This is a genomic window from Caulobacter sp. AVps16, assembly GCF_058681455.1.
This window is the reverse complement of record NZ_CM178739.1, coordinates 60,174-85,420: the sequence shown is the minus strand read 5'-3', so window position 1 is coordinate 85,420 and position 25,247 is coordinate 60,174. Positions and strand designations below refer to the sequence as shown.

Sequence of the window (25,247 nt, the reverse complement as noted above, 5' to 3'; positions counted from 1 at the left end):
GTCTACCAGCGGCGCTCGAAGCGGCGGCGCAGGATGACGGCCGCAGCATTCATGACGATCATGAAGACCAGGAGGACGATGATGGCGCCGGCAGTGCGTTCGTGGAAGGCGCGCTCGGAGGCGTTCTCCCAGATGAACACCTGCACGGGCAGGACGGTGGCGGCACCGGTGAAGCCCTCGGGCACGCCGGGCACGAACGAGACCATGCCGATCATCAGCAGCGGGGCCGTTTCGCCCAGGGCGTGGGCGAGCGACAGGATGGCGCCGGTCATCACACCCGGCATGGCCAGGGGCAGGACGTGGTGGAACACCGTCTGGGTCTTGGAGGCGCCGACGCCGAGGGCCGCTTCGCGGATCGAGGGCGGCACGGCCTTGAGGGCCGAGCGGGTGGCGATGATCACGGTCGGCAGGGCCATCAGGGCCAGGACCAGACCGCCGACCAGGGGCGACGAGCGCGGTACCTGCAGCCAGTTGATGAACAGGGCCAGACCCAGCAGGCCGTAGACGATCGACGGCACGGCGGCGAGGTTGTTGATGTTGACCTCGATGATGTCGGTCCAGCGGTTCTTCGGGGCGAACTCTTCCAGATAGACGGCGGCCATCACCCCGGCCGGCACCGCGATCAGGGCGGTGATCAGCAGCATCATGGCCGAGCCGACCACGGCCCCCAGGACGCCGGCCTGTTCAGGCTCGGTGGAGTCGGAATTGGTGAAGAAGGCGAAGTTGAAGCCGGCCTTGACCGAACCGTCCTTGCGCAGCTGCTCCAGCCAGTCGAGCTGCTGGTTGTCGAGCTTGCGGTCTTCCTCGGCGGTCGAGCGCTTGATCTGGCCCTTGAAATAGAGGTCGGCGTCGGCCTTGAACGGACCGGTGACCGTCACGGTCTTGCCGATCAGCGACTTGTCGGCCTTGAGCTGGTTCAGCAGCTGGAAGCCGAAGTCCCGCGAGATCAGGTCCATGACCTTGCCCGAGACGAGACCCAGGTCGTCGTCCTGGACGCCCAGCTTCTTCATCGTCGCCTCGGCGACGATATAGTCATAGTTGACGCCCTCGAGATCGGACACGTCGATGCGGTCCGGATTCAGATAGACCGGAATGCTCAGGGTGTGGGTCTCGAAGGTGGTGTAGCCCTGGTGGACGATCCGGCCCACGAGCACGACCAGGAAGATCATGGCCACGGTGATGGCCATCAGACCCTGGGCCTTGAACCAGACCTCGGCCTTGTGGCGCTTCTTCAGGCGGGCTTCCATGGCGGTCAGCGCAGGGCGAGCGGTGGAACCGACGGGGGTGGCGACGTCAGTCATACTGTTCCCGATACTTCTGGACGATGCGCAGGGCGATGATGTTGAGGCCCAGGGTGACGACGAACAGGGTCAGGCCCAGGCCGAAGGCCGAAAGGGTCTTGGGGCTGTCGAACTCCTGGTCGCCGGTCAGCAGGGTCACGATCTGCACGGTGACGGTGGTGACGGTGTCGAGCGGGTTGGCGGTGAGCTTGGCCTGCAGGCCGGCCGCCATGGTCACGATCATGGTCTCGCCGACGGCGCGGGACACGGCCAGCAGCATGGCGGCCATGATGCCCGGCAGGGCGGCGGGCAGGACCACCTTCTTGACCGTCTCGGACTTGGTCGCGCCCATGGCATAGCTGCCATCGCGCAGGGCCTGGGGCACGGCATTGATGATGTCGTCCGACAGGGACGAGACGAAGGGGATCAGCATGATGCCCATGACCACACCGGCCACCAGGGCCATCTGGTTCTGGACCTCCATCAGGTACTGGCCGGTTCCGTCCAGCGGACCGCCGATCAGCATGGCCCCGATGGCATTGAAGCCGGCCCGGAACAGCGGACCCACGGTCAGGGCGGCGAAGAAGCCGTAGACCACGGTCGGCACGCCGGCCAGGACTTCAAGCAGCGGCTTGATCGTCGCGCGCACGGGGCGGCTGGCATATTCCGACAGGTAGATGGCCGAGTAGAGACCGACCGGAGCCGCCACGGCCATGGAGATCATCATGATCAGGAAGGTGCCGGCGAACAGCGGCACGGCCCCGAAAGCGCCTTCAGCGGCCACCTGGTCGGCGCGCATGGCGATCTGCGGGCTCCATTCGGTGCCGAACAGGAAGGCCATGGGCGAGACGCTCTGGAAGAAGCGCCAGCTTTCCCAGATCAGGGACAGAACAATGCCGAGCGTCGTCAGGACGGCGGCGATCGAACAGGCCATCAACAGACCGCCGACCCAGCCCTCGACCCGGTTACGGGCCCGGAAGTCGGCCGAAAGACGCGGGAAGGCCAGAAGGAAGCCGGCCAGGGCGAGCACGCCGGCCAGGCCCAGAACGCTGTACTGGATCAGGGCGTCGATGCGGCGGGCCTCGGCCACCTTGACGTCGAGCGCGGCTTTCAGCTCGCCCTCATAGGTGATTTCGCTGGGCGCAATGCCCTGGGCAATGGCCTGGGCGTCACTGAAGAAGACGTTCTGGCGGTCGATATCCAGGGCCTGAACGACCGCCGGGCGCTGCGCCTCCAGCATGGCGTCCTCGACGCGATCGCCGAAGCTCACTCCCAGCAGCAGCAGCAGGGCTGCCGGCACGCCGGCCCACAGGGCGGCATAGGCCCCGTAATAGCCCGGAAGCGAATGAAGGACGCGCTTGGCGCCACCGGACGCCTTCACGGCCCGGCGTTGACCGAGCACGTAGGCGGCGCCGGAGAACAGCGCCAGAAACAGGAGCGAGAGCCAGGTCAGCATGCGTGCGGCGGGGTCTTGCGCGAGGGGTTGCGATGACGTCGCCCAACGCGTCGTCCCGCCCGGTGGGAGCTATGCCCGCCAGGCGCTGTGCTTATGCGACGGTTAGATGACAGTTTGACGACAACGCCCGGGCTTCGGGCACCTGATTGTCATGGCACGGCTGAAATAGTTCGCCGTTGTCTTGAAATCGCAACGCAACGAAGCCACGCCATGTCCGTTCCGCCGCAGGCCCCGACCTGCCGCCGCAAGCCTGCCCCGGGACCGACTGGAGACCTGACTTGACCCTGCCCGCGACGACCCCGACCGATGACACAGCGGCACGCCGGCTGCGGCACGCCCTGATGCTGGGGACCTGTCTGACCCTGCTGGCCGCGCCGGCGCTCGCCCAGAGCAGGGCCGCCGTCGAGGACGACAGCTATGAGGTCGACGCCCTGACGGTCACGGCCTCGCGCCAGCAGCCCGGCGCGGTGATCGGCGACATCCCGCCAGAACTGCAGCTGTCGCCGCGCGACATCCGCGCCTATGGCGTCTCCACCGTGTCCGAGCTGATCGCGGCCCTGGAGCCCCAGACCTCTTCGGCGCGCGGCGGCGAAGCCGGCGGGCGGCCGGTGATCCTGGTCAATGGCGGCCGCATTTCCAGCTTCGCCGAGGTGCGCGACATTCCTTCGGAGGCCATCGCCCGGGTCGACATCCTGCCCGAGGAGGTCGCGCTGAAATATGGCTATCGCGCCGACCAGAAGGTCATCAACCTGGTGCTGCGCCGCCGCTTCCAGGCCCGGACCGTCGAGGCCGGGGCCCGGCTGCCGACCCAGACCGGCGGCGGTGACCGGGTCGAGCTGCGCCTCAACCAGTTCAGCATCCAGCGTGACAACCGCTTCCTGATCGATGCCCGGGTCACCGACCAGAACGCACTTTATGAAAGCGAACGTCCCATCGCCCAGCCGCGTTCGGATGCCGCCTTCCGCAGCCTGATCCCCGACCAGGCCAGCTGGGCCCTGAACACCGTGCTGTCGCGACCGGTCCGGGACGGGGTGTCGGGCACGCTCAATGCCAGTATCGAGGGCAGTGACAGCACCAGCTGGCTGGGCCGCAACCTTCTGACCTCCGGCCCACTCCGCCGGCAGTCGGAAACCCAGACCGGACATCTGGGCGGCGGGCTGATCGGGGCGATCGCCGGCTGGCGCTGGAGCGTGACCGGCAATGCCGAGCGGGCCAAGAGTGACAGCAGCACCGAGCGGCTGATCGCCGGCCTTGCCTATCGCGATCAGTCCAATTCGATCTCGACCACGGCCGACCTGAAGGCCGACTTCAGCGGCACCCTGCTGCGGCTTCCGGCCGGTGCGGTGACCTCGACGGTCAGCGGCGAAATCGAGACCGTGCATCTGGAAAGCGACTCCCTGCGGGCCGGGGTGGCGCGGTCGGGGGACCTGTCGCGTGATACCGGCAGCGCCAAGCTCAATCTCGACCTGCCCCTGACCAGCGTCCGCAATGATGTGCTGGCGGGTCTGGGCAATCTGTCGCTGAACCTCAACCTTGCGGCCGACCGCCTGTCGGACTTCGGCACCCTGACCACCGTCGGCTACGGGGCCAACTGGTCGCCCGTCGAGGCGTTTCGGGTGATCGCTTCGGTGACCCGTGACCAGGGCGCGCCCAGCCTCGGCCAGATCGGCGATCCCGAGCAGCTGACCCCCGGCGTGCAGGTCTATGATTTCCGGCGGGGCGAGAGCGCGGTGATCTCACGGCTCAGCGGTGGCAACCGGGCCCTGCGCGAGGAAGAAGGCCGGGTCATCAAGCTGGGCCTGAGCCTCAAGCCGTTCAGCAAGACCAACCTGACCCTGACGACCGACTATACCAATACCCGGACCGATGACCTGATCGCCGGCTTCCCGACCGGCACCAGCCAGATCGAGGCGGCCTTTCCGGAACGCTTCGTGCGCGACGCGGCGGGTCGGCTGCTGCAGATCGATGCCCGGCCGATCAATTTCGACCGCCGCCAGACCACCGAACTGCGGACCGGCTTTACCTTCCGCAAGGCCTTCGGACCCCAGCCGCAGCCGGGGCAGTTCCGGCAAGGCCAGGGCCAAGGTCAGGGACAGCCCTCAAGCCAGGGCGGCGCGGCCACCCCGCGGCAAGGCGGCCAGGGGGCTCCAGCCGGCATGGGCGCGGAACAGGCGCTGCGCCTGGCCGGGCAGGACGGGGCTCCGTCCCAGGGGTCGGCGACCGAGGCGCGACGCGAAAGCGCGGATCGCAGCTTCGGCAATCCCGGCGGCGGACCCGGCGGGCCGGGTGGCGGCTTTGGGGGCGGTCGCGGCTTTGGCGGCGGCGGACCTCCGGGGGCCGGGACCTTCCAGATCGGCCTCTATCACACCGTCAAGTTCACCGATGAGATCGTCATCCGGCGTGGTCTGGCCCGGCTCGACCTGCTGGACGGGGCGGCCCTGGGGTCCAGCGGCGGCACACCCAAGAACCAGCTCGACCTGCAGGCCAATCTGTCGCGCAGCGGGCTCGGCGCCAACCTCAATGCCCGCTGGCAGGAAGGGACGGTCGTTCGCGGCTCCGGCGCACTCGGCTCCCAGGACCTGTCCTTTTCCGGCCTGACCACCGTGAATCTGCGCCTGTTCGCCGACCTGGGGGCCCAGCCGGCCCTGCGCGGCAAACCGTTCTTCCGGGGCGCGCGGATCAGCGGCGGCGTCGACAACCTGTTCGATGCCCGGCAGAAGGTCCGCGCGCCGGACGGGACGACGCCGATCACCTATCAGGAAGACTATCTGGATCCGCGGGGACGGGTGATCCGCGTGTCGATGCGCAAGCTGTTCTGATGCCGGTGCCCGCCTCCCGGTCAAATCCGCGAAGCGGGCGTCAGGCCTCGGCCTCGGCCTCGGCGACCGCCGCCTCGACACCGGGCCCCGGCCCGGCAAGGGCTCCGGACTTGGACATCGGGATATAGAAGGCGAAGGTCGCCCCCTCGCCCTGGACGCTTTCGACCGTCAGCCCGCCCCGGTGGCGGTTCATGATGTGCTTGACGATCGCCAGACCCAGGCCGGTGCCGGAGCGATCGCCGCTCTTCTGGCCCTCGACCCGGTAGAAGCGTTCGGTCAGACGCGGCAGGTGCTCGCGAGCCAGGCCCGGCCCGCGATCGGTGACCCGCAGGGCCGCATAGCGCTCGCCGGCGGCATGATCGGGGGTGAGCAGGGACATGCGCGCCGCCGCCGGGTCGCGAGGCGAGGCTGCCGCGTCCGCCGACAGGCCAGGAAAGATCTCGACCCGAACCACCCCGTCGCGGGGGGTATATTTGATGGCGTTGTCGATCAGGTTCTGGATCACCTGGATGATCTGGTCGCGATCGCCCTCGACCACGGCCGCGCCGCGCGGCGGCAGGACCGGATCGAAGGCGACGGCCTTCTCCTTGGCCTGGGGAGCGAGGGCGTCGATGACGTCGATCGCGGCCATGGCCAGGTCGACCCGGCCCAGCGGGGCGATATGCTCGTTCAGCTCGATGCGCGACAGGCTCATCAGGTCATCGATCAGTCGCGACATCCGCTCGGCCTGGGCCAGCATGATGCCCAGGAACTTGTCGCGGGCCCCGGGATCGTCCTTGGCGTGGCCGCGCAGGGTCTCGATGAAGCCCGACAGTGAGGCCAGGGGCGTCCGCAGTTCATGGCTGGCATTGGCCAGGAAGTCGGCGCGGGTTCGCTCGCTGCGCCGGGCATCGGTTTCGTCGCGCAGCACCAGCATGGCCAGGCGCGACACCTGGGACGTGTCGCTGAGCGGCCGGGCATAGGCGATCCAGGACCGCCCCTGGGTCCCGCCGGTCTCATATTCCACCGCCCGCTCGATGCCGCCGAACAGGGCCTCGTCCACGGCTTCGAGTACCTGGGGATTGCGCATGGCGGTCACCAGCAGGGTGCCTTCGCGTTGAATCCGGAAGAGCTCGCGGGCCGCCGCATTGGCGAAGACGAACCGGCGCCCGGTCAGGTCGTCGGCCTCTTCGGCGGCAATGACCATCAACGGATCGGGGAGGTGCTCCAGAATGACACCGTAGGGCGGTCCACTGCGGTCGGGGGCCGGAGCCAGGGTCGGGGCCGGGCGAAGCCGGGCCTGGGCAGCCTTGTAGCGGGTGTTCAGATAGAGCCCGCCGGCCGCCGCGGCGAGGGCGGCCACGAGCGCCGGCCCGACCTGGGCGGCACCGGTCGCCGCCAGGGTCAGGATCGCCGCCGGACCGACGGTCAGCGGCAGGGCGGCACCGCCAAGCAGCCGCGTGAGGATGGGATCGGAGTGGTTCTCCGGCGGCATGGACAGGCGCCTCGTTTTTCGCCGTGGAGGGGATTCGACGAAGCAGATATGGCGCCCCGCCAAGCCATGCGATAGACGGTTGGCCGCTCTAATGCGTGACAATGGCGTTGCTCACCGCAATTTCGCCGCAACGTGACGCAAGTTAGGGTCTGGGTTCTTATCCGAGGTGGTTGTTCGTAATGCAGCGCAAGGTCCTGGTCGCGACAGTCGCAGCCGCTCCTCTCCTGGCTTTGGCGTTTGGCGCTTACGCTGAAACCTCGGTCACCACGGCCCGTACGACGCCGATCGCGACGTCGACCGCCAATAATGGCGCAGCCGACGACGTGAAGGTCACCGCCGACGGGTCGATCAAGCCGACCACCGCCGGTGCGCTGATCACCCTCGACAGCAACCACAAGGTCACCAGCCTGGGGACCCTGGCCACGGTCGGGGTCAATGATTCGACCGGCATCCTGGTGCTGGGCGGCAGGACCGGATCGGTGAGCAACGGCGCGGCGATCACCCTCAACGAAGACTACACGCCGACCGACACCGATTCCGACGGCGATACCGACGGGGCCTTCGCCACTGGCTCCAACCGCTTCGGCATCCGCCTGACCGGCGCCGGGGCCTTTACCGGCAACATCGTCAATGAGACCGCCGGGGCCATCACGATCGAGGGCAACAACTCGGCCGGCGTCTCGCTCGAAAGCGCCCTGATCGGCAATTTCACCAATAATGGCACGGTGACCCTGCTCGGCGACAACAGCGCCGGCATCAAGATCGCGGCGCCGGTGACCGGCAAGGTGACCGTCAATGGCGGCGTCTCGGTCATCGGCAAGAACACGGTCGGCGTCGCCGTCGACGGCGATGTCAGCGGCGCCTTCGTCGTCCAGGGCGGCGTCACGGCGACCGGATACCGCTTCACCACCCGTCCATCCCTGGCCGCCGATCGCGCCAAGCTGGACGCCGACGACCTGCTGCAGGGCGGCTCGGCCCTGCGCGTCACGGCCAATGTGGCCGGCGGGCTCCTGCTCGACATTCCGCCGAAAGACACCGACCCCAACAAGACCGACGACGACGGTGACGGCGTGGTCGACACCAGCGAAGGCTCCGCCGCGCTGACCGCCTTCGGCGCGGCCCCGGCCCTGCTGATCGGCTCCGACACCCGCACCGTGACGCTCGGCGCAGTCGGAACCGGTGACAATGCCTATGGCCTCGTCGCACGCGGCGCGATCAGCACCAGCGGCGTCTTTGACGGCATCTCGGCCACGGCGATCCAGGTCGGCGGCAATGCCGGCCAGGCCACGACCCTGGCGGGCGGCGTCAAGCTGTCCTCGACCGTCGCCGCCAGCGCCTATGAGGCCAATGCCACCGGTCTGCTGTTCAAGTCGGGAGCCCGCGCGCCGACCCTGTGGAACCAGGGCTCGATGTCGGTGTTCACCGTCTCGGAAGGCGTCTTTGACGCCCGCGCCGTGGCTATCGACGCCGGTGCCGCCGTGACCACCTTCCGCAATGACGGCGCGATCACCGCGACGGTCGGCGGCGAAAAGGGCAGCGCCTACGGCGTCATCGACTATTCGGGCCTGCTGACCAGTATCCAGAACAACGGCAAGATCTCGACCTCGGTGGTCGCCACTGATGACTCTGCCGATACGGATGACTCCGACCTTCTGCCGGGCAACGAGGTCGTCACCGGCAAGGCCGTGGCCATCGATGTCAGCCGCAACACCACCGGCGTCACCCTGATCCAGGCCGGCCTGAGCGATGGTGACGACCTCTCAGACGGTGTTGCCGACCCCGATGCGGACGGCGACGGCGTCGACGATGCCGACGAGCCGGCCATCCTGGGCGCGGTCCGGTTCGGCTCGGGCGCGGACACCTTCAGGGTGCTGAACGGCTCGGTGATCGGCGACATCGCCTTCGGCGCAGGTGCCGACACCTTCGTGATCGACAATAACTCGCTGGTCCTGGGGGCCCTGACCGACAGCGACGGCCTGCTGTCGATCACGGTCGGCAAGGGCAGCCTCGGCATTTCGAACGCCGCCACCATCAATGCCACCAGCCTGACGGTCGGCTCGACCAGCAAGATCCTGTTCACCGCCGATCCGACGGCCGGGACCAATACCCGTCTGCAGGTATCCGGCGCGGCGACCATCGCCAGCGGCGCCGAGCTCGGCATCCGTTTGACCGGCCTGGTCAAGCAGCCGACCTCCTATACGGTGATCTCGGCCGGCAGCCTGACGGTCGGCTCGATCGGCCAGGCCCTGCTGGCCGATTCGCCCTATCTCTACGTCGCCTCCAGCCGCTCCGACGCCAAGAACGTCTATATCGACGTGCGCCGCCGCTCGGCCGCCGAGATCGGCATGACCCGCTCACAGGCCGGGGCCTATGACGCGGTGTTCAGCGCCCTGGGCAGCAGCTCCGAACTCTCGACCGTCTTCCTCGCCCAGAATGGCAAGGACGGGTTCCTGGGCGTCTATGACCAGATGCTGCCCGACCAGGGCGAAGGCCTGTTCGCCTCGCTGCAGTCGGCCAACCAGATGATCTCGGCCGCCACGGCCGTCCGTCCCGATCCGGGCGAGCGCTATGGCCCCGACAGCCTTTGGATCCAGGAGATCAACTCGCTGGTCCGTCGCGACGCCAGCGACACGCCGGGCTCGGACAACCAGGCCTTCGGCTTCGTCGCCGGCTACGAGGCCATGGGCGACGCGGGCGGTGCCCTGGGCCTGACCCTGGCCTATGTGAACGTCGAGGAACACGACATCGCCGCCAAGATCGGCGAGCAGACCACGGCCTCCTTCGTGCAGGGCGGGGCCTATTGGCGTCGTTCGGTCGGCGGCTGGCGTCTGAATGCCGGCGGCGGCGGCGGCTTTGGCTGGTTCACCGGCGATCGACGCTTCATCGCCCCCGACGCCAATGCCGACGGTACTGCGGACCTGATCCTGGCCAATACGGCGGACTGGACGGGCGCGACGCTCAATGCCTTCGCCGGCGGGGCCTATGAACACAAGATCGGCCGCTATTTCGTCCGGCCCGAAGGCCGCGTGGACTATGTCTGGCTGCGTGAAGGCGAGCGCAAGGAAAGCGGCGGCGGCTCGGGCTTTGACCTGACCGTCGAGGAGCGCACCTCCAGCAACCTCTCGGGCGAGTTCGGCATCGCCTTCGGTGCCGACTTCGGCCAGGACGTCTGGTGGCGGCCTGAAGTGCGGGTCGGCTATCGTCAGACCCTGGCCGGCGAAACGGGCGACACGGTTGCCCGCTTCAAGAACGGCAACCCCTTCACCCTGGCGGCGCTCGACGACAAGCAGGGCGCCCTGACCCTCGGCTTCGCGCTGAAGGCCGGCACGCCGATGTCCTACCTCGCCCTCGAGGGCGGGGCCGAAGCGACCAAGAAGCAGAAGCGCTACAATCTGCGCCTGTCCGGACGGGCGATGTTCTAACCCTGGGCCCGGCCTCCGGCCGGGACGCCCGATTGTCAAATTCAGACCTCCCGTCACGGATGCCGTGGCGGGAGGTTTTGCGTTTTTGGGCCTGAACAAACTGCACTGTGACGAATTGTCTCGGTACGGATAATGAGTCGTTAACCCTCTACCTCTTTGTGTTGGCTGAAGTTTCCTGGCCCAGGCCGGGACGCTGAATCGCGCCTGCAGATTTTCTCATGGCCGGTTCCTCTAATCTCTATTCACGAGCTAGGAATAATACCGTTTCCTAGGCCATGCAGGACGGACCGCCGAGGCGGCCCGAAAGGGGAAGACGATGACAACCCAGAAGACCACCTTGCGGACGGCTTTGATCGCCGGTGTTTCGGCCCTGACCCTGGCCGGCGCTGCCAATGCCCAGACCCCTCAGGACGCCGAAGCCCGCATCGCCGCGCTGGAAGCCCAGCTCGCCGCCCTGTCCGGCCAGATCGCAGACCTGAAGGCCGCCACCGCTGCCAACGTCAAGGACGTCCGCGCAGCCCAGTCGGCCACCACGGTCACCCTGGCCAATGCCCGCCCGACCATCACCACCGGTGACGGAGCCTTCACGGCCTCGTTCCGCGGCATCTTCCAGGCCGATGCGGCGATCTATGATCAGCGCGACGCCGGCCCCCTGGCCACCGACTTCCGCCGCGGCTCGTTCGGCGACGCCGGCGAGAACGACCGGGCTCGCGACCTGGGCGACGGTGCCAATATCCGCCGCGCCCGCTTCGGCATCGAGGGCAAGGCGTTCGGTGCCTTCGATTACAACATGATCTATGACTTCGGCGGTTCGGGCACGGAAGAAGCCGGCAAGATCTCGTCGGCCTGGGTGCAGTACAGCGGCTATCCGGTGAAGATCCGGGCCGGCATCTACGCGCCGGTCACCAGCCTGGAAGACGCCGCCAACAACACCGGCTCGCTGTTCGTCGAGCGCGCCTCGGTCGCCGAGACCGTGCGCGGCCTGGCCGGCGGCGACGGCCGCGCTGCGATCGGCCTGCTGGCCAATGGCGAGCGCTGGAACGCTTCGGCCGCCCTGACCGGCAATACGGTCACGACCCAGACCTTTGACGAGCAGGTCGGCTTCGTGGGCCGGCTGGCCTATGTGCCCTTCAAGGGCAAGGACTGGCTGGTCCATGTCGGTGCCAATGCCAACCTGATCCTCGACCCGGCCGCATCCGGTCCGGACGTGGCATCGGCCGGCGGTGCCGTGACCAATGTCCGACTGCGCGACCGCCCGGAACTGCGCGTTGACGGCACGCGCCTGATCGATACCGGCAATATCGACGCCGACGGCATCAATGTCCTGGGTCTCGAGTTCGGTGCCCAGCACAAGAACCTCTATGTCCAGGCCGAGTACTTCAACATCGACGTCGAGCGCCGCAACAGCGCCCTGCCCGATCCGGAGTTCGATGGCTGGTATGTCCAGGGCGGCTGGACCATCACGGGCGAGCCACGCCGCTACAACATCGCCACCGCGGGCTTCGATGCGCCGCGCGCGGCCAAGCCCTTTGATCCCAAGAAGGGTCAGTGGGGCGCGCTGGAACTGGGCCTCCGCTATTCGAATCTCGACCTGAACTATCGTTCGGGCGGCCCCGGCAATCCTGCCCTGCCCGGCGCGATCCGTGGCGGTGAGCAGAACATCTTCTCGGTCGGGCTGAACTGGTACCTCAACAACATCGTTACCGTCTCTGGCACGTACCGCAATGTCGAGGTCCGTCGTCTGTCACAGGGCGGTACCGCGTTCGTGGCAGGCTCGACCCCGGCCGTCGGCACACAGGTCGGGCAGGACCTCGATATCTGGTCACTGCGAACCCAATACGCATTCTAAACCCTAGCTTCTTGGATCCGAGGACGTCCCGAATGACCCGTAGTTTCAACAAACCCACGCGTCGGGGCCTCCTCGGAGTCGCTTCGGCCGGGGCAGCGGTTGCCGCTGCTCCGGCCCTGATGTCGGGCCAGGCCCTGGCTCAGGGCATCAGGCCGCTGACCCTGCTGAATGTCAGCTACGACCCCACGCGTGAGCTCTACAAGGGGATCAACGCCGCCTATGCCAAGTACTGGAAGGACAAGGTCGGCCAGACCCTGACCATCAACCAGAGCCATGGCGGTTCGGGCAAGCAGGCCCGCTCGGTGATCGACGGTCTGCAGGCCGACGTCGTCACTCTGGCCCTGGCCTATGACATCGACGAAATCGCCGCCAAGGCCAAGTTGCTGCCGGCCAACTGGCAGTCGCGCCTGCCCAACAACTCGACGCCCTATACCTCGACCATCGTGTTCCTGGTCCGCAAGGGCAACCCCTGGAAGATCAAGGACTGGGGCGACCTGATCAAGCCGGGCATCGACGTCATCACGCCCAACCCCAAGACCTCGGGCGGGGCGCGCTGGAACTATCTGGCGGCCTGGGCCTGGGCCCTGAAGCAACCGGGCGGCAATCCGGCCAGGGCTCAGGCCTATGTCGAGGCCCTGTTCAAGAATGTGCCGATCCTCGACACCGGAGCGCGCGGCGCGACCACCACCTTCACCCAGCGCGGCATCGGTGACGTCCTGCTGTCCTGGGAAAACGAGGCCTATCTCGCCCAGGAAGAACTGCCGGGGAAGTTCGACATCGTCTATCCGTCGCTGTCGATCCTGGCCGAGCCGCCCGTGGCGATCGTCGACAAGAATGTCGACCGCCGCAAGTCCCGCCTGGCCGCCGAGGGCTATCTGAACTTCCTCTACAGCCCCCTGGCCCAGGACCTTATCGGCAAGAACCACTACCGGCCGCGCAATGCCGCGGCGGCAGCCAAATATGCCGGCAAGTTCAAGGCCATCCCGCTGGTCACGATCGACGACACCTTCGGCGGCTGGAAAAAGGCCCAGGCCACGCACTTCGCCGACGGCGGTGTCTTCGACAAGATCTACCAGCCGAAATAGGCGGCTCGCCGAAGGTCACCCTCCTCTTTCCGTCCGGCGCGCGCGGCGTGAACTCAAAACGGGTTCACGCCGCACCTGTTTTGGGCGCATGCTCCGGGATCAGAATCGCGCCCGCCATGGCGCGTTGTGGCCAGCGAGGACTGCAGTGTCGGGTCGGGCAAATTCATGACGGACTTTTCGCAGGCGCTGCGTGCCGCCGATGCCCTGGCAGCAGGCCGTGGGTCCGAAGATCCGTTCGCTGCGGCGATCCTGGCCTCCCGCTTGGCGACGATCGTCACCGACGCCTTGCAGGACGACAATCCGATCGTCTTCGCCAATGACGCCTTCCTGCGCCTGACGGGCTACAGCCGCGAGGAGGTGATCGGTCGCAATTGCCGGTTCCTGCAGGGTCCTGACACCGATCCCCTGGAGCGGGCGAAGCTGCGCGCGGCGATCAGCGCGGGCCAGGACATCGCCTGCGAGTTGCAGAACTGTCGCAAGGACGGATCAACCTTCTGGAACGCCCTTTATATCAGCCCGGTGCGCGATAGCGGCGGCACCATCACTCACTTTATCGGCTCCCAGCTGGATATCAGCGACAAGAAGCGCATCGAGTTCCAATGGAGCAATAGGCAAAATGATCTGGAACTGCTGGTAGCGGATCGCACCCAGGCGCTGACCCACGCCCTGGAACAGAAGACGGCCCTGCTCCATGAGGTGGACCATAGGGTCAAGAACAACCTGCAGCTCATCTCGTCCCTGCTGCTGCTGCAAAACCGCCGGGTGACCGACCCGGCCGTCAAGCATGCCCTGCGCGGGATGCTCGAGCGGGTCGGCGCGATCGCCACCGTCCATCGCCGCCTGTTCCAGAGCGATGACATCGAGCGGTTCGATGTGTCCGCCTTTATCCGCGACCTGGTGGCCGACCTGATGGGCACTGCGGGCCGCAACGACATCGCCTTCGAACTGGATCTGGAACGGGTTGAGGTCCCCGCCGCCAAGGCCGCCCCCCTGGCCCTGGTGGCCAACGAACTGCTGTCCAACGCCCTGAGGCACGCCTTTCCCGTGGGTCAGGCCGGTCGTATCTTGATTGGAATCCGGCGGATGGACGACACCCTGCGGATCGAAATCGCCGATGACGGTGTGGGTGCTGGGGCCGCGACGCAATCCTCGGGCTTTGGGCTGACCATTGTTCAACTGCTGTGCCAGCAGCTGAAGGCCAAGGCCGAAACCACCGACGCCTCGCCGGGAACGCGGGTGGTCATCACCCTGCCGGTGAACGGCGCGGCACACTAGGGCAGGCCGGGCCTTTTCGGACGCGCTTTTGGATGACAGGGGGGACAGGGTCCGCTATCGAGACCCGCCCATTTGCGTACAGGATCCGCCCCTTGACCGACGCCGCCGAGGAAGCGGGCTGGGCCACAGCCAAGACCCTGGCCGAGGCCCTGCCCTATATCCAGATCTATGACCGCGAGACGGTGGTGATCAAATACGGCGGCCACGCCATGGGTCAGGAAGAGGTGGCCAAGGTGTTCGCCGCCGACGCCGTGCTGCTCAAGCTGCTGGGTGTCCATCCGGTGGTCGTGCACGGCGGCGGTCCGCAGATCAGCCGCATGCTGGAGCGGGCCGGCGTCAAGTCGACCTTCGTCGACGGCCTGCGGGTCACCGATGAAGCCACCATGGAAGTGGCCGAGATGGTGCTGTCGGGGGCCATCAACAAGGAAATCGCCAACTGGATCACCCTGGCCGGCGCCGAAGCCGATGTCCGGGGCGTGGGCCTGTCGGGCAAGGACGCCCGGATGATCACCGCCGAGAAGGTGACCCGCACCAAGCGCGACCCTGACAGCAATATCGAACAGGTCGTCGATCTGGGCTTTGTCGGCGAACCGACCAAGGTCGATCCCCACATCATCCAGGCCCTGCTGTCGTCGGAGACCGACTACATCCCGGTGATCGCCCCGATCGGCGTCTCCGAGGCCGGCCAGACCTTCAACATCAATGCCGACACCGTGGCCGGAGCCCTGGCCGGGGCCCTGAAGGCCAAGCGGATGCTGATGCTGACCGACATCGCCGGCGTGCTGGACGGCGAGGGCCAGCTGATCCGACAGATGACCGTGGCCGAGGCCCGGGAGCTGATCGCCACGGGCGTCGCCAGCGGCGGCATGATCCCCAAGCTGGAAAATGCCATCCATGCCGTGGAGTCGGGCGTCGAGGCCGTGGTCATTCTCGACGGCCGTCGCCCTCACGCCATGCTGGTCGAGCTGTTCAGCGAACACGGCGCCGGTACGCTGATCTCGCGATGAGCGACGCCCCGCCTGCGGACCTGACCCACGTCGAGACCTGGCTCTTCGACCTCGACAACACCCTGTATCCCGCCGAGTGCGAGTACATGGCGCTGATCGAGGGCAAGATGACCGACTTCATGGAGCGGGCCACCGGCCTGCCCCGCGACGAGGCCCGGGCGATCCAGAAGAAGTACTATCACGAGCACGGCACCACCCTGGCCGGGCTGATGGCCCATCACGGCATCGCGCCCAAGGCCTTCCTCGACGAGGTGCATGACGTCTCGATGGACCGGCTGGTCCCCGACCCCGTCCTGCGCGCGGCGATCGACACCCTGCCGGGCCGGCGACTGATCTTCACCAACGGCTCGCTGGGCCATGCCGAGCGGGTCCTGGGTCATCTGGGCCTGGACCATCTGTTCGAAGACGTCTTCGCCATCGAGACGGCCGACTACCTGCCCAAGCCGGCCATGGCCACCTTCGAGAAGATCGTCTCGCGCCATGACCTGTCCGCCCCGGCCACCGCCTTTTTCGAGGACAGCGAGAAGAACCTGGCCCCCGCCGCGGTGCTGGGCATGACCACCGTCCTGGTCGGGGCCCATGCGGCCGCCTCGACCGCCGATTTCGTCCACCACCGCACGCACGACCTTGCCGGGTTCCTGACCTCGGCGCGCCTGAAGGATCTCATGCCATGACCACCGTCAGCCCCCCCGCCATTTCCTTGGCTGATCTGCAGACCGAGATCGAAGCCGCCTGGGACGCCCGTGACGGCATCTCCACCGCCACGACCGGCCCGGTCCGGACGGCGGTCGAGGAATCCCTGCTGCTGCTCGACAGCGGCAAGGCCCGGGTCTCGGAAAAGATCGACGGCGAATGGACCACCCATCAGTGGCTGAAGAAGGCCGTGCTGCTGTCCTTCCGCCTCAACCCCAACACCGTCATGCGGGCCGGTACCCTGGGCGACGGGGTCGGTCCGTGGTGGGACAAGGTGCCCAACAAGTTCGATGGCTGGGACGCCCCCAATTTCGAGGCCGCCGGCTTCCGGGCCGTGCCCGGGGCCATCGTCCGCCGCGGGGCCTTCATCGGCCGGAACGTCATCCTGATGCCCTCGTTCGTCAATATCGGCGGCTATGTCGACGACGGCACCATGGTCGACACCTGGGTCACGGTCGGCTCCTGCGCCCAGATCGGCAAGAACGTCCACCTGTCGGGCGGCGTCGGCATCGGCGGCGTGCTGGAGCCCCTGCAGGCCAATCCGACCATCATCGAGGACAACTGCTTCATCGGCGCCCGCTCCGAAGTCGTCGAGGGCGTGATCGTCGGCGAGGGCTCGGTCCTGTCGATGGGCGTGTTCATCAGCGCCTCGACCAAGATCGTCGACCGCAAGACCGGCCAGGTCCACATCGGCAAGGTGCCGCCCTACAGCGTCGTGGTCCCCGGCAACCTGCCCGACCCCCATGGCGGCCCGGGTCTCTACTGCGCCGTCATCGTCAAGACGGTGGACGCCCAGACGCGGTCGAAGACCTCGATCAACGAGTTGCTGCGGGACTGATCCTGCCCTCGGCCTGACCCGGTCAGGCCGAGACGCCGAACATGGCTCCGACCCCGGCGGTCAGGGCCATGGCGATCGCGCCCCAGAAGGTCACCCGCACCACGGCCTTGACCAGGGGCGCGCCGCCCGCCCGCGCGCCGATACCGCCCAGCAGGGCCAGGAACAGCAGCGAGGCGACCGAGACCGCCACGACGATGGCGCTGGCCGGCACCACGATCGCCGTGACCAGCGGCAGGGCCGCCCCGGTGGCGAAGGTCGCGGCCGAGGTCAGGGCCGCCTGGATCGGCCGGGCCGTGGTGATCTCGGAAATGCCCAGTTCCTCGCGGGCATGGGCGCCCAGGGCGTCCCTGGCGGTCAGCTGGATGGCGACCAGGCGGGCGACCTCGGGTTCGACCCCGCGCGCCACATAGAGGCCGGCCAGCTCATCGAGTTCGAAGGCCGGCTGGGTGTCCAGCTCGGCCCTTTCCCGCGCCAGATCGGCGCGCTCGGTGTCGGACTGGGAACTGACCGAGACATATTCGCCGGCGGCCATCGACATGGCCCCGGCCACCAGCCCCGCCACCCCGACCACCAGGATCTCGCCCCGGCCCTGGGCAGCGGCCGCGACACCGACGATCAGGCTGGCGGTCGAGACGATCCCGTCATTGGCCCCCAGTACGGCGGCCCTCAGCCAGCCGACCCGTTCAATCAGATGGCGTTCGCGGTGACTGATCATGGGACATCTCCTCCGGGCCCCTAACGATGGCCCATCCGGCGCACAGCGCCTTGACCCGCATCAAGCCCGATCGGCTAACGCTTGCGTCCGCCGTCGAGTTCATAGGGCGTCCCGTCCCGGTGGCGGTAGGCCTCCTCGCCTTCGCGCAGGATCAGGTCGATATCCGGATAGTCGCAGCCGTCGGTCTCGGGCGCGCGGGTGCCGATTTCCAGCAGCACCGCCATCCTGTCCGAGCGGTTCTGGATGTGGTGGCCATTGGCGACCCCGGCCTTGAAGCCCGCGCAGTCGCCGGCCCGCAACACCGTCTCGCCCTCGTCCTCGACCAGCACCACCTCGCCATCGACCACCCAGGTGAACTCGTCCTCGGCCGTGTGCCAGTGACGCTGGCTGGTCCAGGAACCCGGCGGCAGGCGCATCAGGTTGACGCCGAACTGGGTCAGGCCTGCGGCATCGCCCAGCTTCCAGCGCTGACGCCCCTGGCACGGCGCGTCGTAAGGCGGTGGATAGGCCGTGCCGAAACGGGTCGGCGCGGCGTCGATGTCGATCTTGGGCATGAGAGATCCGGCAACAGGCTTGCGTGGTTTGCGTCGGGCAGAAGGGAAGCTTAAAGCCAGCATCATGACCAGCCCCGCGCCCGCTCCTGTCAGCATCGACCCCGTCGACCTCGCCCAGGCCCTGATCCGTCGCCCTTCGGTGACCCCGGCCGACGAGGGCGCGATGGACATCCTGCAACGCCAGCTGGAGGCCCTCGGCTTCACCTGCCGGCGCATGAGGTTCGGCGAGATCGAGAACCTCTATGCCCGGCGCGGGACCGCCCGGCCCAACCTGTGCTTCGCCGGCCATACCGATGTGGTGCCGGTCGGCGATGACGCCGCCTGGACCGCCGGCCCGTTCGAGGCCCAGATCAGGGACGGCGTGCTCTATGGCCGCGGCGCGGTCGACATGAAGAGCGCCATCGCCGCCTTCGTCTCGGCCGTCGGCAACAGTCCCGAGCACCCCGGCTCGATCAGCTTCCTGATCACCGGCGACGAAGAGGGCGTGGCCGAGGACGGCACCGTCAAGGTCGTCGAGGCCCTGGCGGCCGAGGGCGAGATCATCGACCACTGCATCGTCGGCGAGCCGACCAGCGCCAGCCTGCTGGGCGACATGGTCAAGATCGGCCGGAGGGGCAGCATCAATGCCTGGATCACGGTCGAGGGCCAGCAGGGCCACGTGGCCTATCCGCATCGCGCCGCCAATCCGATCCCGGTCCTGGTCTCGATCCTGTCGCGCCTGCAGAGCCGGGTGCTGGACGAGGGCTATGAGGGCTTCCAGCCCTCGAACCTGGAAGTCACCACCGTCGATGTCGGCAATACGGCCACCAATGTCATCCCGGCCACGGCCCGGGCGCGGGTCAATATCCGCTTCAACCCGGCCCACCGGGGCAGGGATCTGCAGGCCTGGATCGAGGGCGAATGCGCCGCGGCGGGCGAGGGCTTCAAGGCCCGCGCCGAGGTCATGTGCAAGATCAGCGGCGAGGCCTTCCTGACCCAGCCCGGCCCCTTCACCGAGGTGATCGTGGCGGCCGTCGAGGAGGCCACCGGCCGCAGCCCGGAGCTCTCGACCACCGGCGGCACGAGCGATGCCCGGTTCATCCGCAGCCTCTGCCCCGTGGTCGAGTTCGGCCTGGTCGGCTCGACCATGCACCAGGTCGACGAGCGGGTGCCGGTCCAGGAAATCCGCGACCTGGCCAAGGCCTATGAAGCCCTGATCCGCCGCTATTTCGTGGCCTTCGCCTGATGGTTCGCGCCGCTCTGGCAAGCTGGCCTTTCTGGGCCGTGGCCTCGGCGGTGTTTGCGGCGATGACGACGATCCTTGCCAAGGTCGGGATCGAGGGCGTGGGCTCCAACCTCGCCACCTTCATCCGCACCGTGGTGATCCTGGCCTTTGCCGGTCTGATCCTGACCCTGTTTGGCGAGTGGCGGGCCCCGGGCGAGATCTCGCGCCGCTCGTGGATCTTCCTGATCCTGTCGGGCCTGGCCACCGGTGCCTCATGGCTGTGCTACTTCCGGGCCCTGAAACTGGGCGACGCCAGCCGGGTGGCCCCGATCGACAAGCTCAGCGTGGTGCTGGTGGCCGTCTTCGCCGCCGCCTTCCTGGGCGAGCGGCCCTCGGGCCTGAACTGGCTGGGCGTAGCCCTGATCGCGGCGGGGGCAGTGCTGGTGGCGGTGCGGGTCTAGACCATGGACGAGTTTTCGATCGATCAGGTCCTGGCCGAGGTGGCCGTGCTGGTGAAGCCGCACTTCGGCAAGGGCCGGCCGGCGGACTATATCCCCCAGCTGGCGACCGTGCCGGGCTCGAAGTTCGGCATGGCCGTCTGCACGCTCGACGGCGGCGAGCATGTGATCGGCGATGCCGATGAGCCCTTCTCGGTCCAGAGCATCACCAAGGTCTTCGCCCTGGGCCTGGCCCTGAACCGGTTCGGCGACGAGGTCTGGACCCGGGTCGGCAAGGAGCCGTCGGGCACGCCGTTCAACCATCTCTCGCAGCTGGAGGCCGAGGGCGGGGTGCCGCGCAACCCGTTCATCAATGCCGGGGCCCTGGCGATCACCGACCACCTGCTGGAGACCGTGCGCGATCCGGCGGCCCTGGTGCGTGGCTTTGCCGGCTTCCTGGCCGATGCGCCGGTACAGATCGACGAGGCGGTGGCGGCCTCTGAACTGGCCCATGCCCACCAGAACCGCGCCATCGCCCACCTGATGCGCGGCCGGGGCACGATCAGCCATGATCCCGAGGCCGTGGTCGCCGCCTATTGCCGCCAGTGCGCCCTGACCATGAGCTGCCGCCAGCTGGCGCGGGCCCTGCTGCCCCTGGCAGCCGGCGGCTTCTCGCCGGTGATTCAGGAGACCATCTTCCCCGAGCGCCTGACCCGCCGGCTCAATGCCCTGCTCCTGACCTGCGGCATCTATGACAGCGTCGGCAGCTTCGCCTATCGCGTCGGCCTGCCGGCCAAGAGCGGCGTCGGCGGCGGCATCGTGGCCGTGGTGCCCGGCAAGGCGGTGATCTGCGTCTGGTCGCCGGAACTGGACCGCTTCGGAACCTCCGTGGTCGGAACAGCAGCGCTCGAGGCATTCAGCCAGTTGACGAATTGCTCGGTGCTTTAAGGCGGGCACTTGCCCCCTCCGGGCCCTTGGCCCTCCTCCCCCGGAGGGGGAAGATGAAGTCATCCTCCCCCTACGGGGGAGGACGGCTGCGAAGCAGCCCGGAGGGGGCAAGTGTCAGTCCCCGTACCCCACGCCCACCAGATAGAGTCCATCCGCCGGAGCCACCGGTCCGCACCGGGTGCGGTCCTTGGCCTCCAGCGCCTCACGGACGTCATCGGCGGTCCACCGCCCGATCCCGACCTCGGCCAGGGTGCCGGTCATCGAGCGCACCTGACGATGCAGGAAGCTGCGCGCCTCAAAGGCCAGACAGACCGCCTCGCCCTCGCGCCAGACCCGCGCGACATCGAGGGTCTTGAGCGGCGACTTGGCCTGGCAGTGCATGTCGCGAAAGGTGGTGAAGTCGTGCAGACCCACCAGGGCTTGCGCAGCCTCCTGCATGGCCTCTGCGTCCAGCGGCTTCTTGAGGTGCCAGACCCGCCCCTTGTCGAGCGCCGGGGGGGCAGGCCGATTAAGGATGCGATAGAGATAGCGCCGCTCATTGGCCGAGAACCGCGCATGCCAGTCCCCCTCGGCGATCTCGCAGGCGAGGATGCTGACCGCCTCCTGGGTCATGTGGGCATTGAGGGCGTTCATCACCGTCTGGGCGGGCCAGTCGCGCTCGAGATCCACATGCACGACCTGTCCCGTCGCATGGACGCCGGTGTCGGTGCGGCCGGCCGCGGCAATGCGGATCGCCTGACCGCTGAACGCCTTTACCGCCGCCTCGATGGCCCCCTGCACCGAGGGCAGGGTCGCCTGGGCCTGGAAGCCGCAATAGGGCCGGCCGTCATACTCGACGAGGAGGCGGTAGCGGGGCATCAGGCCAGAACGGTCCCGGCCTTCAGCGGAAAGCCGCGGATGAAGTCGCCGGCCTCCTGGGCGCCCTTGCCCTCGCGCTGGGCCCTCAGCAGGCGGATCGCGCCCCCACCGCAAGCGATCAGCAGGCTGTCGTCCAGCACGGTGCCGGGCGCGCCTTCGGCCTCCTCCACCCGCGACAGCAGGGCCTTCACGCGCACGGGGCCCTTGTCGGACGGGGCCTCGAACCAGGCGCCGGGGAAGGGCGACAGGCCGCGGATGTGGCAGTCGATCTCGGCCGCCGGACGGGTCCAGTCGATGCGGGCCTCGGCCGACTTGATCTTCCTGGCATAGGTGACGCCGTCATCGCTCTGCGGCGTCTCGCGGGCCCCGCCGCGCTCTATGGCCCCCAGGGCCACCGGCAGGATGCGCGAACCCACGGCGGCGAGCTTGTCGTGCAGAGAGCCGGCGGTGTCGAGCGCGTCGATCCGCACCTGTTCGGACATCAGGATCGGCCCTTCGTCGAGGCCCTCGCTCATCCGCATCACCTGGACACCGGTGACGGTATCCCCGGCCATGATCGCCCGCTGGATCGGGGCCGCGCCGCGCCAGCGGGGCAGCAGCGAGGCGTGCAGGTTGAAACAGCCCTCGCGGGGGGCATCGAGCACGGCCTTGACCAGGATCTGGCCGAAGGCGACCACGACAGCAGCGTCGAGATCCAGGGCCTGGAAGGCCTCGATCTCCTCGGGCGTCTTCATCGAGACCGGCGTGCGCACCGGCAGACCCAGGCCTTCAGCGAAGGCGTGGACCGGCGAGGGCTTCAGGTCCTGGCCGCGACCGCGCGGGGCCGGCGGCTGGGAATAGACGGCCACGATCTCGTGGCCCGAGGCGACCAGTTCGGCCAGACAGGCCACAGCGAAATCAGGGGTGCCGAGGAAAGCGATGCGCATGGGCGCGGTTTAGCGGTCCGCGCCCCGCATTGAAAGCCGTTGGGAAGGCTGGCGGCGGAACCTTGGCCGTAGAAGGCCGTTAGACGGCTGACACCTTTGCAGGAGCACCACCATGCGTTCCCCCCTGATCTTCGCCGTCTGCGCCGCCGCCCTGTCCCTGGCCGCCTGTTCGGATCGACAGGCCACCGAGATCAAGGACGGGGCCAAGGCCGTCGGTTCCGAGGTCAAGTCCGCCGCGCACGACATCGCCACCGACCCCGAGGTCAAGCAGGCCGGGACAGCGATCAAGGACAGCACCAAGCAGGCCGGCGCGGATCTGAAGGAAGCCGGCCAGAAGGTCGGCGAAGCGGCCAAGGAGGCCGGCTCGGACATCAAGGCCGGTGCCAAGAAGGCCGGCGAGGAAACCAAGGACGAGATTCACAAGGCGACGCGCTAGGTCGGGGATGGCTGCTCCCCCTCCGGGGGAGCTGTCGCGAAGCGACTGAGGGGGCAAATGCGGGTTAGGCTGAGCTGACCCCCTCCGGCCCTCCGGGCCACCTCCCCCGGAGGGGGAGGATCAGGTCAGGCCGCGCGGCGGGCCTTCTTGACCTTGGTGATGGCCCGGTCGCGGCGCAGGCGCGACAGGTGGTCGATGAACAGCACGCCTTCCAGGTGGTCCATCTCGTGCTGGATGCAGACGGCGAACATGCCCTCAGCCTCCTCGACGACGGTCTCGCCCTTATAGTCCTGATAGCGCAGGGTAACCTTCGAGGGGCGCTCGACATCGTCATAATAGTCGGGGACCGACAGGCAGCCCTCTTCATAGCCTTGCGTCTCTTCCGAGGCCGACAGGATCTCGGGATTGACGAAATAGCGCGGGGCCGGCTCTTCGCCGTCGCGGGCCAGGTCCATGACGATGACGCGGATGGGCTCGCCGATCTGCACGGCGGCCAGGCCGATGCCCGGGGCGTCGTACATGGTCTGCAGCATGTCATCCATCAGATGACGCAGATCATCCGTCACCGCCTCGACGGGGGTGGAGATCTTCTTCAACACGGCCATATCGGCGGCGTTATCGACGGTAAGGATGCGACGGATAGCCATAATAGGTGTCAGGTAAGGGGCTCATTCCCGAGCGTCAAGGTGGGGGATTGCCCCACCGCCAGCTTGTTGAGCGCCCGAACCCCGCCCTCGACCGGGGTCAGCTCGGCGATTTCCTTGCCTTCATGGTCGACCGACAGGTCCTCGAACCGGCGGGCCTGGGTCAGGACCTGGCTCTCCAGCGAGCCGACGAACTGGTTGTACTTGCCCACGGCCGACTCCAGCGCCTTGCCGACCGCCCCGGCATGGGCCCCCATCACCGCCACCCGCTTGTAGAGCTCGCGGCCCACGGCGACGATATTGGCGGCGTTCTTGGCCTGGTCCTCGACCCGCCAGCCATAGGCCACGGCCTTGCAGAGGGCGAACAGGGTGGTGGGCGTCACCAGCAGTACCCGCTTGTCCATGGCCTCGGTCATCAGGTCGGGCAGGCGCTCGAGGGCGGCGGCCAGGAAGCTGTCCCCGGGCACGAACATGGCCACGAAGTCGGGCGAGCCTTCGGAGGCGAACTGGTCCCAGTAGGACTTGGCCGAGAGGCTGGTCATGTGGGCCCGAACGCTCTGGGCGTGGCGCAATAGGGCAGCCTCGCGCGGCAGCTCCTCGGTCAACTCCTGGGCTTCGAGGAAGGCATTGAGCGAGCACTTGGCGTCGATGACGAACACCGCCCCGCCGGGCATGCGGACCTTGACGTCAGGCCGCCGGCGGCCCTCCTCGGTCTCGACGCTGAACTGCTCCTCGAAGTCGAAGCGCTTGTTGAGGCCGGCGGCCTCCAGAACATTGCGCAGGGTCTGTTCGCCCCAGCGGCCCTGAACGCCGGCCCCGCGCCGCAGGGCGGCCGACAGCTTGCGGGCTTCGAACTGGGTGGCGGTCGAGGCCTCCATCAGGGCGGCGATCTGGGCCTTGAGCCCGCCGGTCTCCTCGGCGCGGGATTTTTCAACGGCGGTGACCTGGGCCTCGAACTTGGCAAGCGTCTCGGCCACGGGCTTGAGCTGGGCTTCCAGCCGGGCCGTGGCCAGGGCCTCGCGGCTCTTGAAGTTCTCGTCGGCCCGCTTGATCAGGGCCTCGGCCACGGTATTGGCGGTCATGGTCGCCTGCTGGGCGGCCTGGGCGCGGATCAGCTCGGCCTGGGTGGCCGACTGGTCCTCCAGCAGGCGAGCCCGCTCGTCGGCCTGGACCAGCCGGGCATTGAGGTCCCAGGCCCGGGCATCCGCCGCGCTGGCCCGCCGCGTGGCGGACAGGGCCCAGAGGGCGGCCGCGACGGCGATCAGGGCGAAAACAATGGCGAGGATCAGGAACGGATCGGAAAAGTTCATGCTCCGTTCCTAGCTGG

At 67.9% G+C, this 25,247-nt stretch carries 21 protein-coding genes; 12 read left to right on the top strand and 9 right to left on the bottom strand.

What is annotated here, in order from left to right; all coding sequences use genetic code 11:
* Positions 1-2: 2 nt before the first annotated feature.
* Together pstA and pstC are read right to left on the bottom strand one after the other, a co-directional pair.
* Positions 3-1,301, bottom strand: a complete 1,299-nt coding sequence (gene pstA / locus ACW17U_RS00420) for a phosphate ABC transporter permease PstA (RefSeq protein ID WP_062149858.1) — start codon at positions 1,299-1,301, stop codon at positions 3-5.
* Positions 1,294-2,736, bottom strand: a complete 1,443-nt coding sequence (gene pstC / locus ACW17U_RS00415; RefSeq protein WP_492054411.1) for a phosphate ABC transporter permease subunit PstC — start codon at positions 2,734-2,736, stop codon at positions 1,294-1,296. The genes pstA and pstC overlap by 8 nt, the downstream gene beginning before the upstream one ends.
* 278 nt (positions 2,737-3,014) lie before the next feature.
* Here pstC and ACW17U_RS00410 point away from each other — a divergent pair, with 278 nt between their 5' ends.
* The gene (locus ACW17U_RS00410; protein ID WP_492054410.1) at positions 3,015-5,555 is read left to right on the top strand and encodes a TonB-dependent receptor; all 2,541 of its coding nucleotides are present in this window, start codon (positions 3,015-3,017) and stop codon (positions 5,553-5,555) included.
* Between the two features lie 40 nt (positions 5,556-5,595).
* Here the strand turns inward: ACW17U_RS00410 and ACW17U_RS00405 are convergent, their stop codons facing one another.
* Positions 5,596-7,029, bottom strand: a complete 1,434-nt coding sequence (locus tag ACW17U_RS00405) for a sensor histidine kinase (RefSeq protein ID WP_492054409.1) — start codon at positions 7,027-7,029, stop codon at positions 5,596-5,598.
* Between the two features lie 179 nt (positions 7,030-7,208).
* On the opposite strand from ACW17U_RS00405, the gene ACW17U_RS00400 reads away from it, so the two are divergent.
* The 7 genes from ACW17U_RS00400 to dapD all read left to right on the top strand — a co-directional run bounded on the left by ACW17U_RS00400 (position 7,209) and on the right by dapD (position 17,198).
* Positions 7,209-10,451, top strand: a complete 3,243-nt coding sequence (locus tag ACW17U_RS00400) for an autotransporter domain-containing protein (protein WP_492054408.1) — start codon at positions 7,209-7,211, stop codon at positions 10,449-10,451.
* 316 nt (positions 10,452-10,767) lie between these two features.
* A complete protein-coding gene (locus ACW17U_RS00395; protein WP_492054407.1) occupies positions 10,768-12,300 on the top strand; it encodes an OprO/OprP family phosphate-selective porin in 1,533 nt (510 codons plus the stop codon).
* Positions 12,301-12,332: 32 nt separating this feature from the next.
* Positions 12,333-13,385 carry a sulfate ABC transporter substrate-binding protein gene (locus ACW17U_RS00390; RefSeq protein WP_492054406.1) on the top strand — a complete coding sequence of 351 codons (1,053 nt, stop codon included), beginning with the start codon at positions 12,333-12,335 and terminating at the stop codon, positions 13,383-13,385.
* Positions 13,386-13,550: 165 nt separating this feature from the next.
* Positions 13,551-14,660 (top strand): PAS domain-containing protein, encoded by a 1,110-nt coding sequence (locus tag ACW17U_RS00385; RefSeq protein WP_492054405.1) that lies wholly within the window; start codon positions 13,551-13,553, stop codon positions 14,658-14,660.
* A 92-nt stretch (positions 14,661-14,752) separates the two neighbouring features.
* Positions 14,753-15,667 carry an acetylglutamate kinase gene (argB, locus tag ACW17U_RS00380; protein ID WP_062149879.1) on the top strand — a complete coding sequence of 305 codons (915 nt, stop codon included), beginning with the start codon at positions 14,753-14,755 and terminating at the stop codon, positions 15,665-15,667.
* Positions 15,664-16,341, top strand: coding sequence for a pyrimidine 5'-nucleotidase (locus tag ACW17U_RS00375; protein ID WP_492054404.1), 678 nt, complete (start codon positions 15,664-15,666; stop codon positions 16,339-16,341). The genes argB and ACW17U_RS00375 overlap by 4 nt, the downstream gene beginning before the upstream one ends.
* Positions 16,338-17,198, top strand: coding sequence for a 2,3,4,5-tetrahydropyridine-2,6-dicarboxylate N-succinyltransferase (dapD, locus tag ACW17U_RS00370; protein WP_492054403.1), 861 nt, complete (start codon positions 16,338-16,340; stop codon positions 17,196-17,198). The genes ACW17U_RS00375 and dapD overlap by 4 nt, the downstream gene beginning before the upstream one ends.
* 22 nt (positions 17,199-17,220) lie before the next feature.
* Here the strand turns inward: dapD and ACW17U_RS00365 are convergent, their stop codons facing one another.
* Both ACW17U_RS00365 and ACW17U_RS00360 read right to left on the bottom strand, forming a co-directional pair.
* Positions 17,221-17,913 carry a VIT1/CCC1 transporter family protein gene (locus ACW17U_RS00365; protein ID WP_492054402.1) on the bottom strand — a complete coding sequence of 231 codons (693 nt, stop codon included), beginning with the start codon at positions 17,911-17,913 and terminating at the stop codon, positions 17,221-17,223.
* Positions 17,914-17,987: 74 nt separating this feature from the next.
* Positions 17,988-18,467 carry a cupin domain-containing protein gene (locus ACW17U_RS00360; protein ID WP_492054401.1) on the bottom strand — a complete coding sequence of 160 codons (480 nt, stop codon included), beginning with the start codon at positions 18,465-18,467 and terminating at the stop codon, positions 17,988-17,990.
* Between the two features lie 64 nt (positions 18,468-18,531).
* Between ACW17U_RS00360 and dapE the strand changes: the two genes are divergently transcribed.
* Genes dapE through ACW17U_RS00345 form a run of 3 tightly spaced genes read left to right on the top strand, consistent with a single transcriptional unit; the run spans position 18,532 to position 21,056 of the window.
* Positions 18,532-19,692: a succinyl-diaminopimelate desuccinylase gene (dapE, locus tag ACW17U_RS00355; RefSeq protein WP_492054400.1), complete on the top strand. Its 1,161-nt coding sequence runs from the start codon at positions 18,532-18,534 to the stop codon at positions 19,690-19,692.
* Entirely contained in the window at positions 19,692-20,132 is a 441-nt protein-coding gene (locus tag ACW17U_RS00350; RefSeq protein WP_492054399.1) for an EamA family transporter, read from the top strand. Before dapE ends, ACW17U_RS00350 begins: the two co-directional genes overlap by 1 nt.
* Positions 20,133-20,135: 3 nt before the next feature.
* Positions 20,136-21,056: a glutaminase gene (locus ACW17U_RS00345; RefSeq protein ID WP_062149904.1), complete on the top strand. Its 921-nt coding sequence runs from the start codon at positions 20,136-20,138 to the stop codon at positions 21,054-21,056.
* Positions 21,057-21,170: 114 nt separating this feature from the next.
* Here the strand turns inward: ACW17U_RS00345 and truA are convergent, their stop codons facing one another.
* Together truA and fmt are read right to left on the bottom strand one after the other, a co-directional pair.
* Positions 21,171-21,914, bottom strand: a complete 744-nt coding sequence (gene truA, locus ACW17U_RS00340; RefSeq protein ID WP_492054398.1) for a tRNA pseudouridine(38-40) synthase TruA — start codon at positions 21,912-21,914, stop codon at positions 21,171-21,173.
* The gene (fmt, locus tag ACW17U_RS00335; protein WP_492054397.1) at positions 21,914-22,840 is read right to left on the bottom strand and encodes a methionyl-tRNA formyltransferase; all 927 of its coding nucleotides are present in this window, start codon (positions 22,838-22,840) and stop codon (positions 21,914-21,916) included. Before fmt ends, truA begins: the two co-directional genes overlap by 1 nt.
* Positions 22,841-22,952: 112 nt before the next feature.
* On the opposite strand from fmt, the gene ACW17U_RS00330 reads away from it, so the two are divergent.
* Positions 22,953-23,276 carry a cell surface protein gene (locus tag ACW17U_RS00330; protein ID WP_492054396.1) on the top strand — a complete coding sequence of 108 codons (324 nt, stop codon included), beginning with the start codon at positions 22,953-22,955 and terminating at the stop codon, positions 23,274-23,276.
* Between the two features lie 125 nt (positions 23,277-23,401).
* Here ACW17U_RS00330 and def read toward each other — a convergent pair whose 3' ends face one another.
* Both def and ACW17U_RS00320 read right to left on the bottom strand, forming a co-directional pair.
* Positions 23,402-23,923 (bottom strand): peptide deformylase, encoded by a 522-nt coding sequence (gene def, locus ACW17U_RS00325; RefSeq protein WP_492054395.1) that lies wholly within the window; start codon positions 23,921-23,923, stop codon positions 23,402-23,404.
* A gap of 8 nt (positions 23,924-23,931) precedes the next feature.
* Complete coding sequence (locus tag ACW17U_RS00320; protein ID WP_062149920.1) at positions 23,932-25,230, bottom strand: DNA recombination protein RmuC; 1,299 nt, start codon at positions 25,228-25,230, stop codon at positions 23,932-23,934.
* Positions 25,231-25,247: the final 17 nt, after the last annotated feature.

What these genes read in the sequence shown, in the direction of transcription:
- fmt (WP_492054397.1), bottom strand. Translation starts at nt 22,840, where the DNA reads ATGCGCATCGCTTTCCTCGGCACCCCTGATTTCGCTGTGGCCTGTCTG.
- ACW17U_RS00385 (WP_492054405.1), top strand. Translation starts at nt 13,551, where the DNA reads ATGACGGACTTTTCGCAGGCGCTGCGTGCCGCCGATGCCCTGGCAGCA.
- ACW17U_RS00390 (WP_492054406.1), top strand. Translation starts at nt 12,333, where the DNA reads ATGACCCGTAGTTTCAACAAACCCACGCGTCGGGGCCTCCTCGGAGTC.
- ACW17U_RS00320 (WP_062149920.1), bottom strand. Translation starts at nt 25,230, where the DNA reads ATGAACTTTTCCGATCCGTTCCTGATCCTCGCCATTGTTTTCGCCCTG.
- ACW17U_RS00375 (WP_492054404.1), top strand. Translation starts at nt 15,664, where the DNA reads ATGAGCGACGCCCCGCCTGCGGACCTGACCCACGTCGAGACCTGGCTC.
- ACW17U_RS00330 (WP_492054396.1), top strand. Translation starts at nt 22,953, where the DNA reads ATGCGTTCCCCCCTGATCTTCGCCGTCTGCGCCGCCGCCCTGTCCCTG.
- dapD (WP_492054403.1), top strand. Translation starts at nt 16,338, where the DNA reads ATGACCACCGTCAGCCCCCCCGCCATTTCCTTGGCTGATCTGCAGACC.
- ACW17U_RS00350 (WP_492054399.1), top strand. Translation starts at nt 19,692, where the DNA reads ATGGTTCGCGCCGCTCTGGCAAGCTGGCCTTTCTGGGCCGTGGCCTCG.
- pstC (WP_492054411.1), bottom strand. Translation starts at nt 2,736, where the DNA reads ATGCTGACCTGGCTCTCGCTCCTGTTTCTGGCGCTGTTCTCCGGCGCC.
- ACW17U_RS00405 (WP_492054409.1), bottom strand. Translation starts at nt 7,029, where the DNA reads ATGCCGCCGGAGAACCACTCCGATCCCATCCTCACGCGGCTGCTTGGC.
- dapE (WP_492054400.1), top strand. Translation starts at nt 18,532, where the DNA reads ATGACCAGCCCCGCGCCCGCTCCTGTCAGCATCGACCCCGTCGACCTC.
- ACW17U_RS00365 (WP_492054402.1), bottom strand. Translation starts at nt 17,913, where the DNA reads ATGATCAGTCACCGCGAACGCCATCTGATTGAACGGGTCGGCTGGCTG.
- def (WP_492054395.1), bottom strand. Translation starts at nt 23,923, where the DNA reads ATGGCTATCCGTCGCATCCTTACCGTCGATAACGCCGCCGATATGGCC.
- ACW17U_RS00345 (WP_062149904.1), top strand. Translation starts at nt 20,136, where the DNA reads ATGGACGAGTTTTCGATCGATCAGGTCCTGGCCGAGGTGGCCGTGCTG.
- truA (WP_492054398.1), bottom strand. Translation starts at nt 21,914, where the DNA reads ATGCCCCGCTACCGCCTCCTCGTCGAGTATGACGGCCGGCCCTATTGC.
- ACW17U_RS00360 (WP_492054401.1), bottom strand. Translation starts at nt 18,467, where the DNA reads ATGCCCAAGATCGACATCGACGCCGCGCCGACCCGTTTCGGCACGGCC.
- ACW17U_RS00400 (WP_492054408.1), top strand. Translation starts at nt 7,209, where the DNA reads ATGCAGCGCAAGGTCCTGGTCGCGACAGTCGCAGCCGCTCCTCTCCTG.
- ACW17U_RS00395 (WP_492054407.1), top strand. Translation starts at nt 10,768, where the DNA reads ATGACAACCCAGAAGACCACCTTGCGGACGGCTTTGATCGCCGGTGTT.
- pstA (WP_062149858.1), bottom strand. Translation starts at nt 1,301, where the DNA reads ATGACTGACGTCGCCACCCCCGTCGGTTCCACCGCTCGCCCTGCGCTG.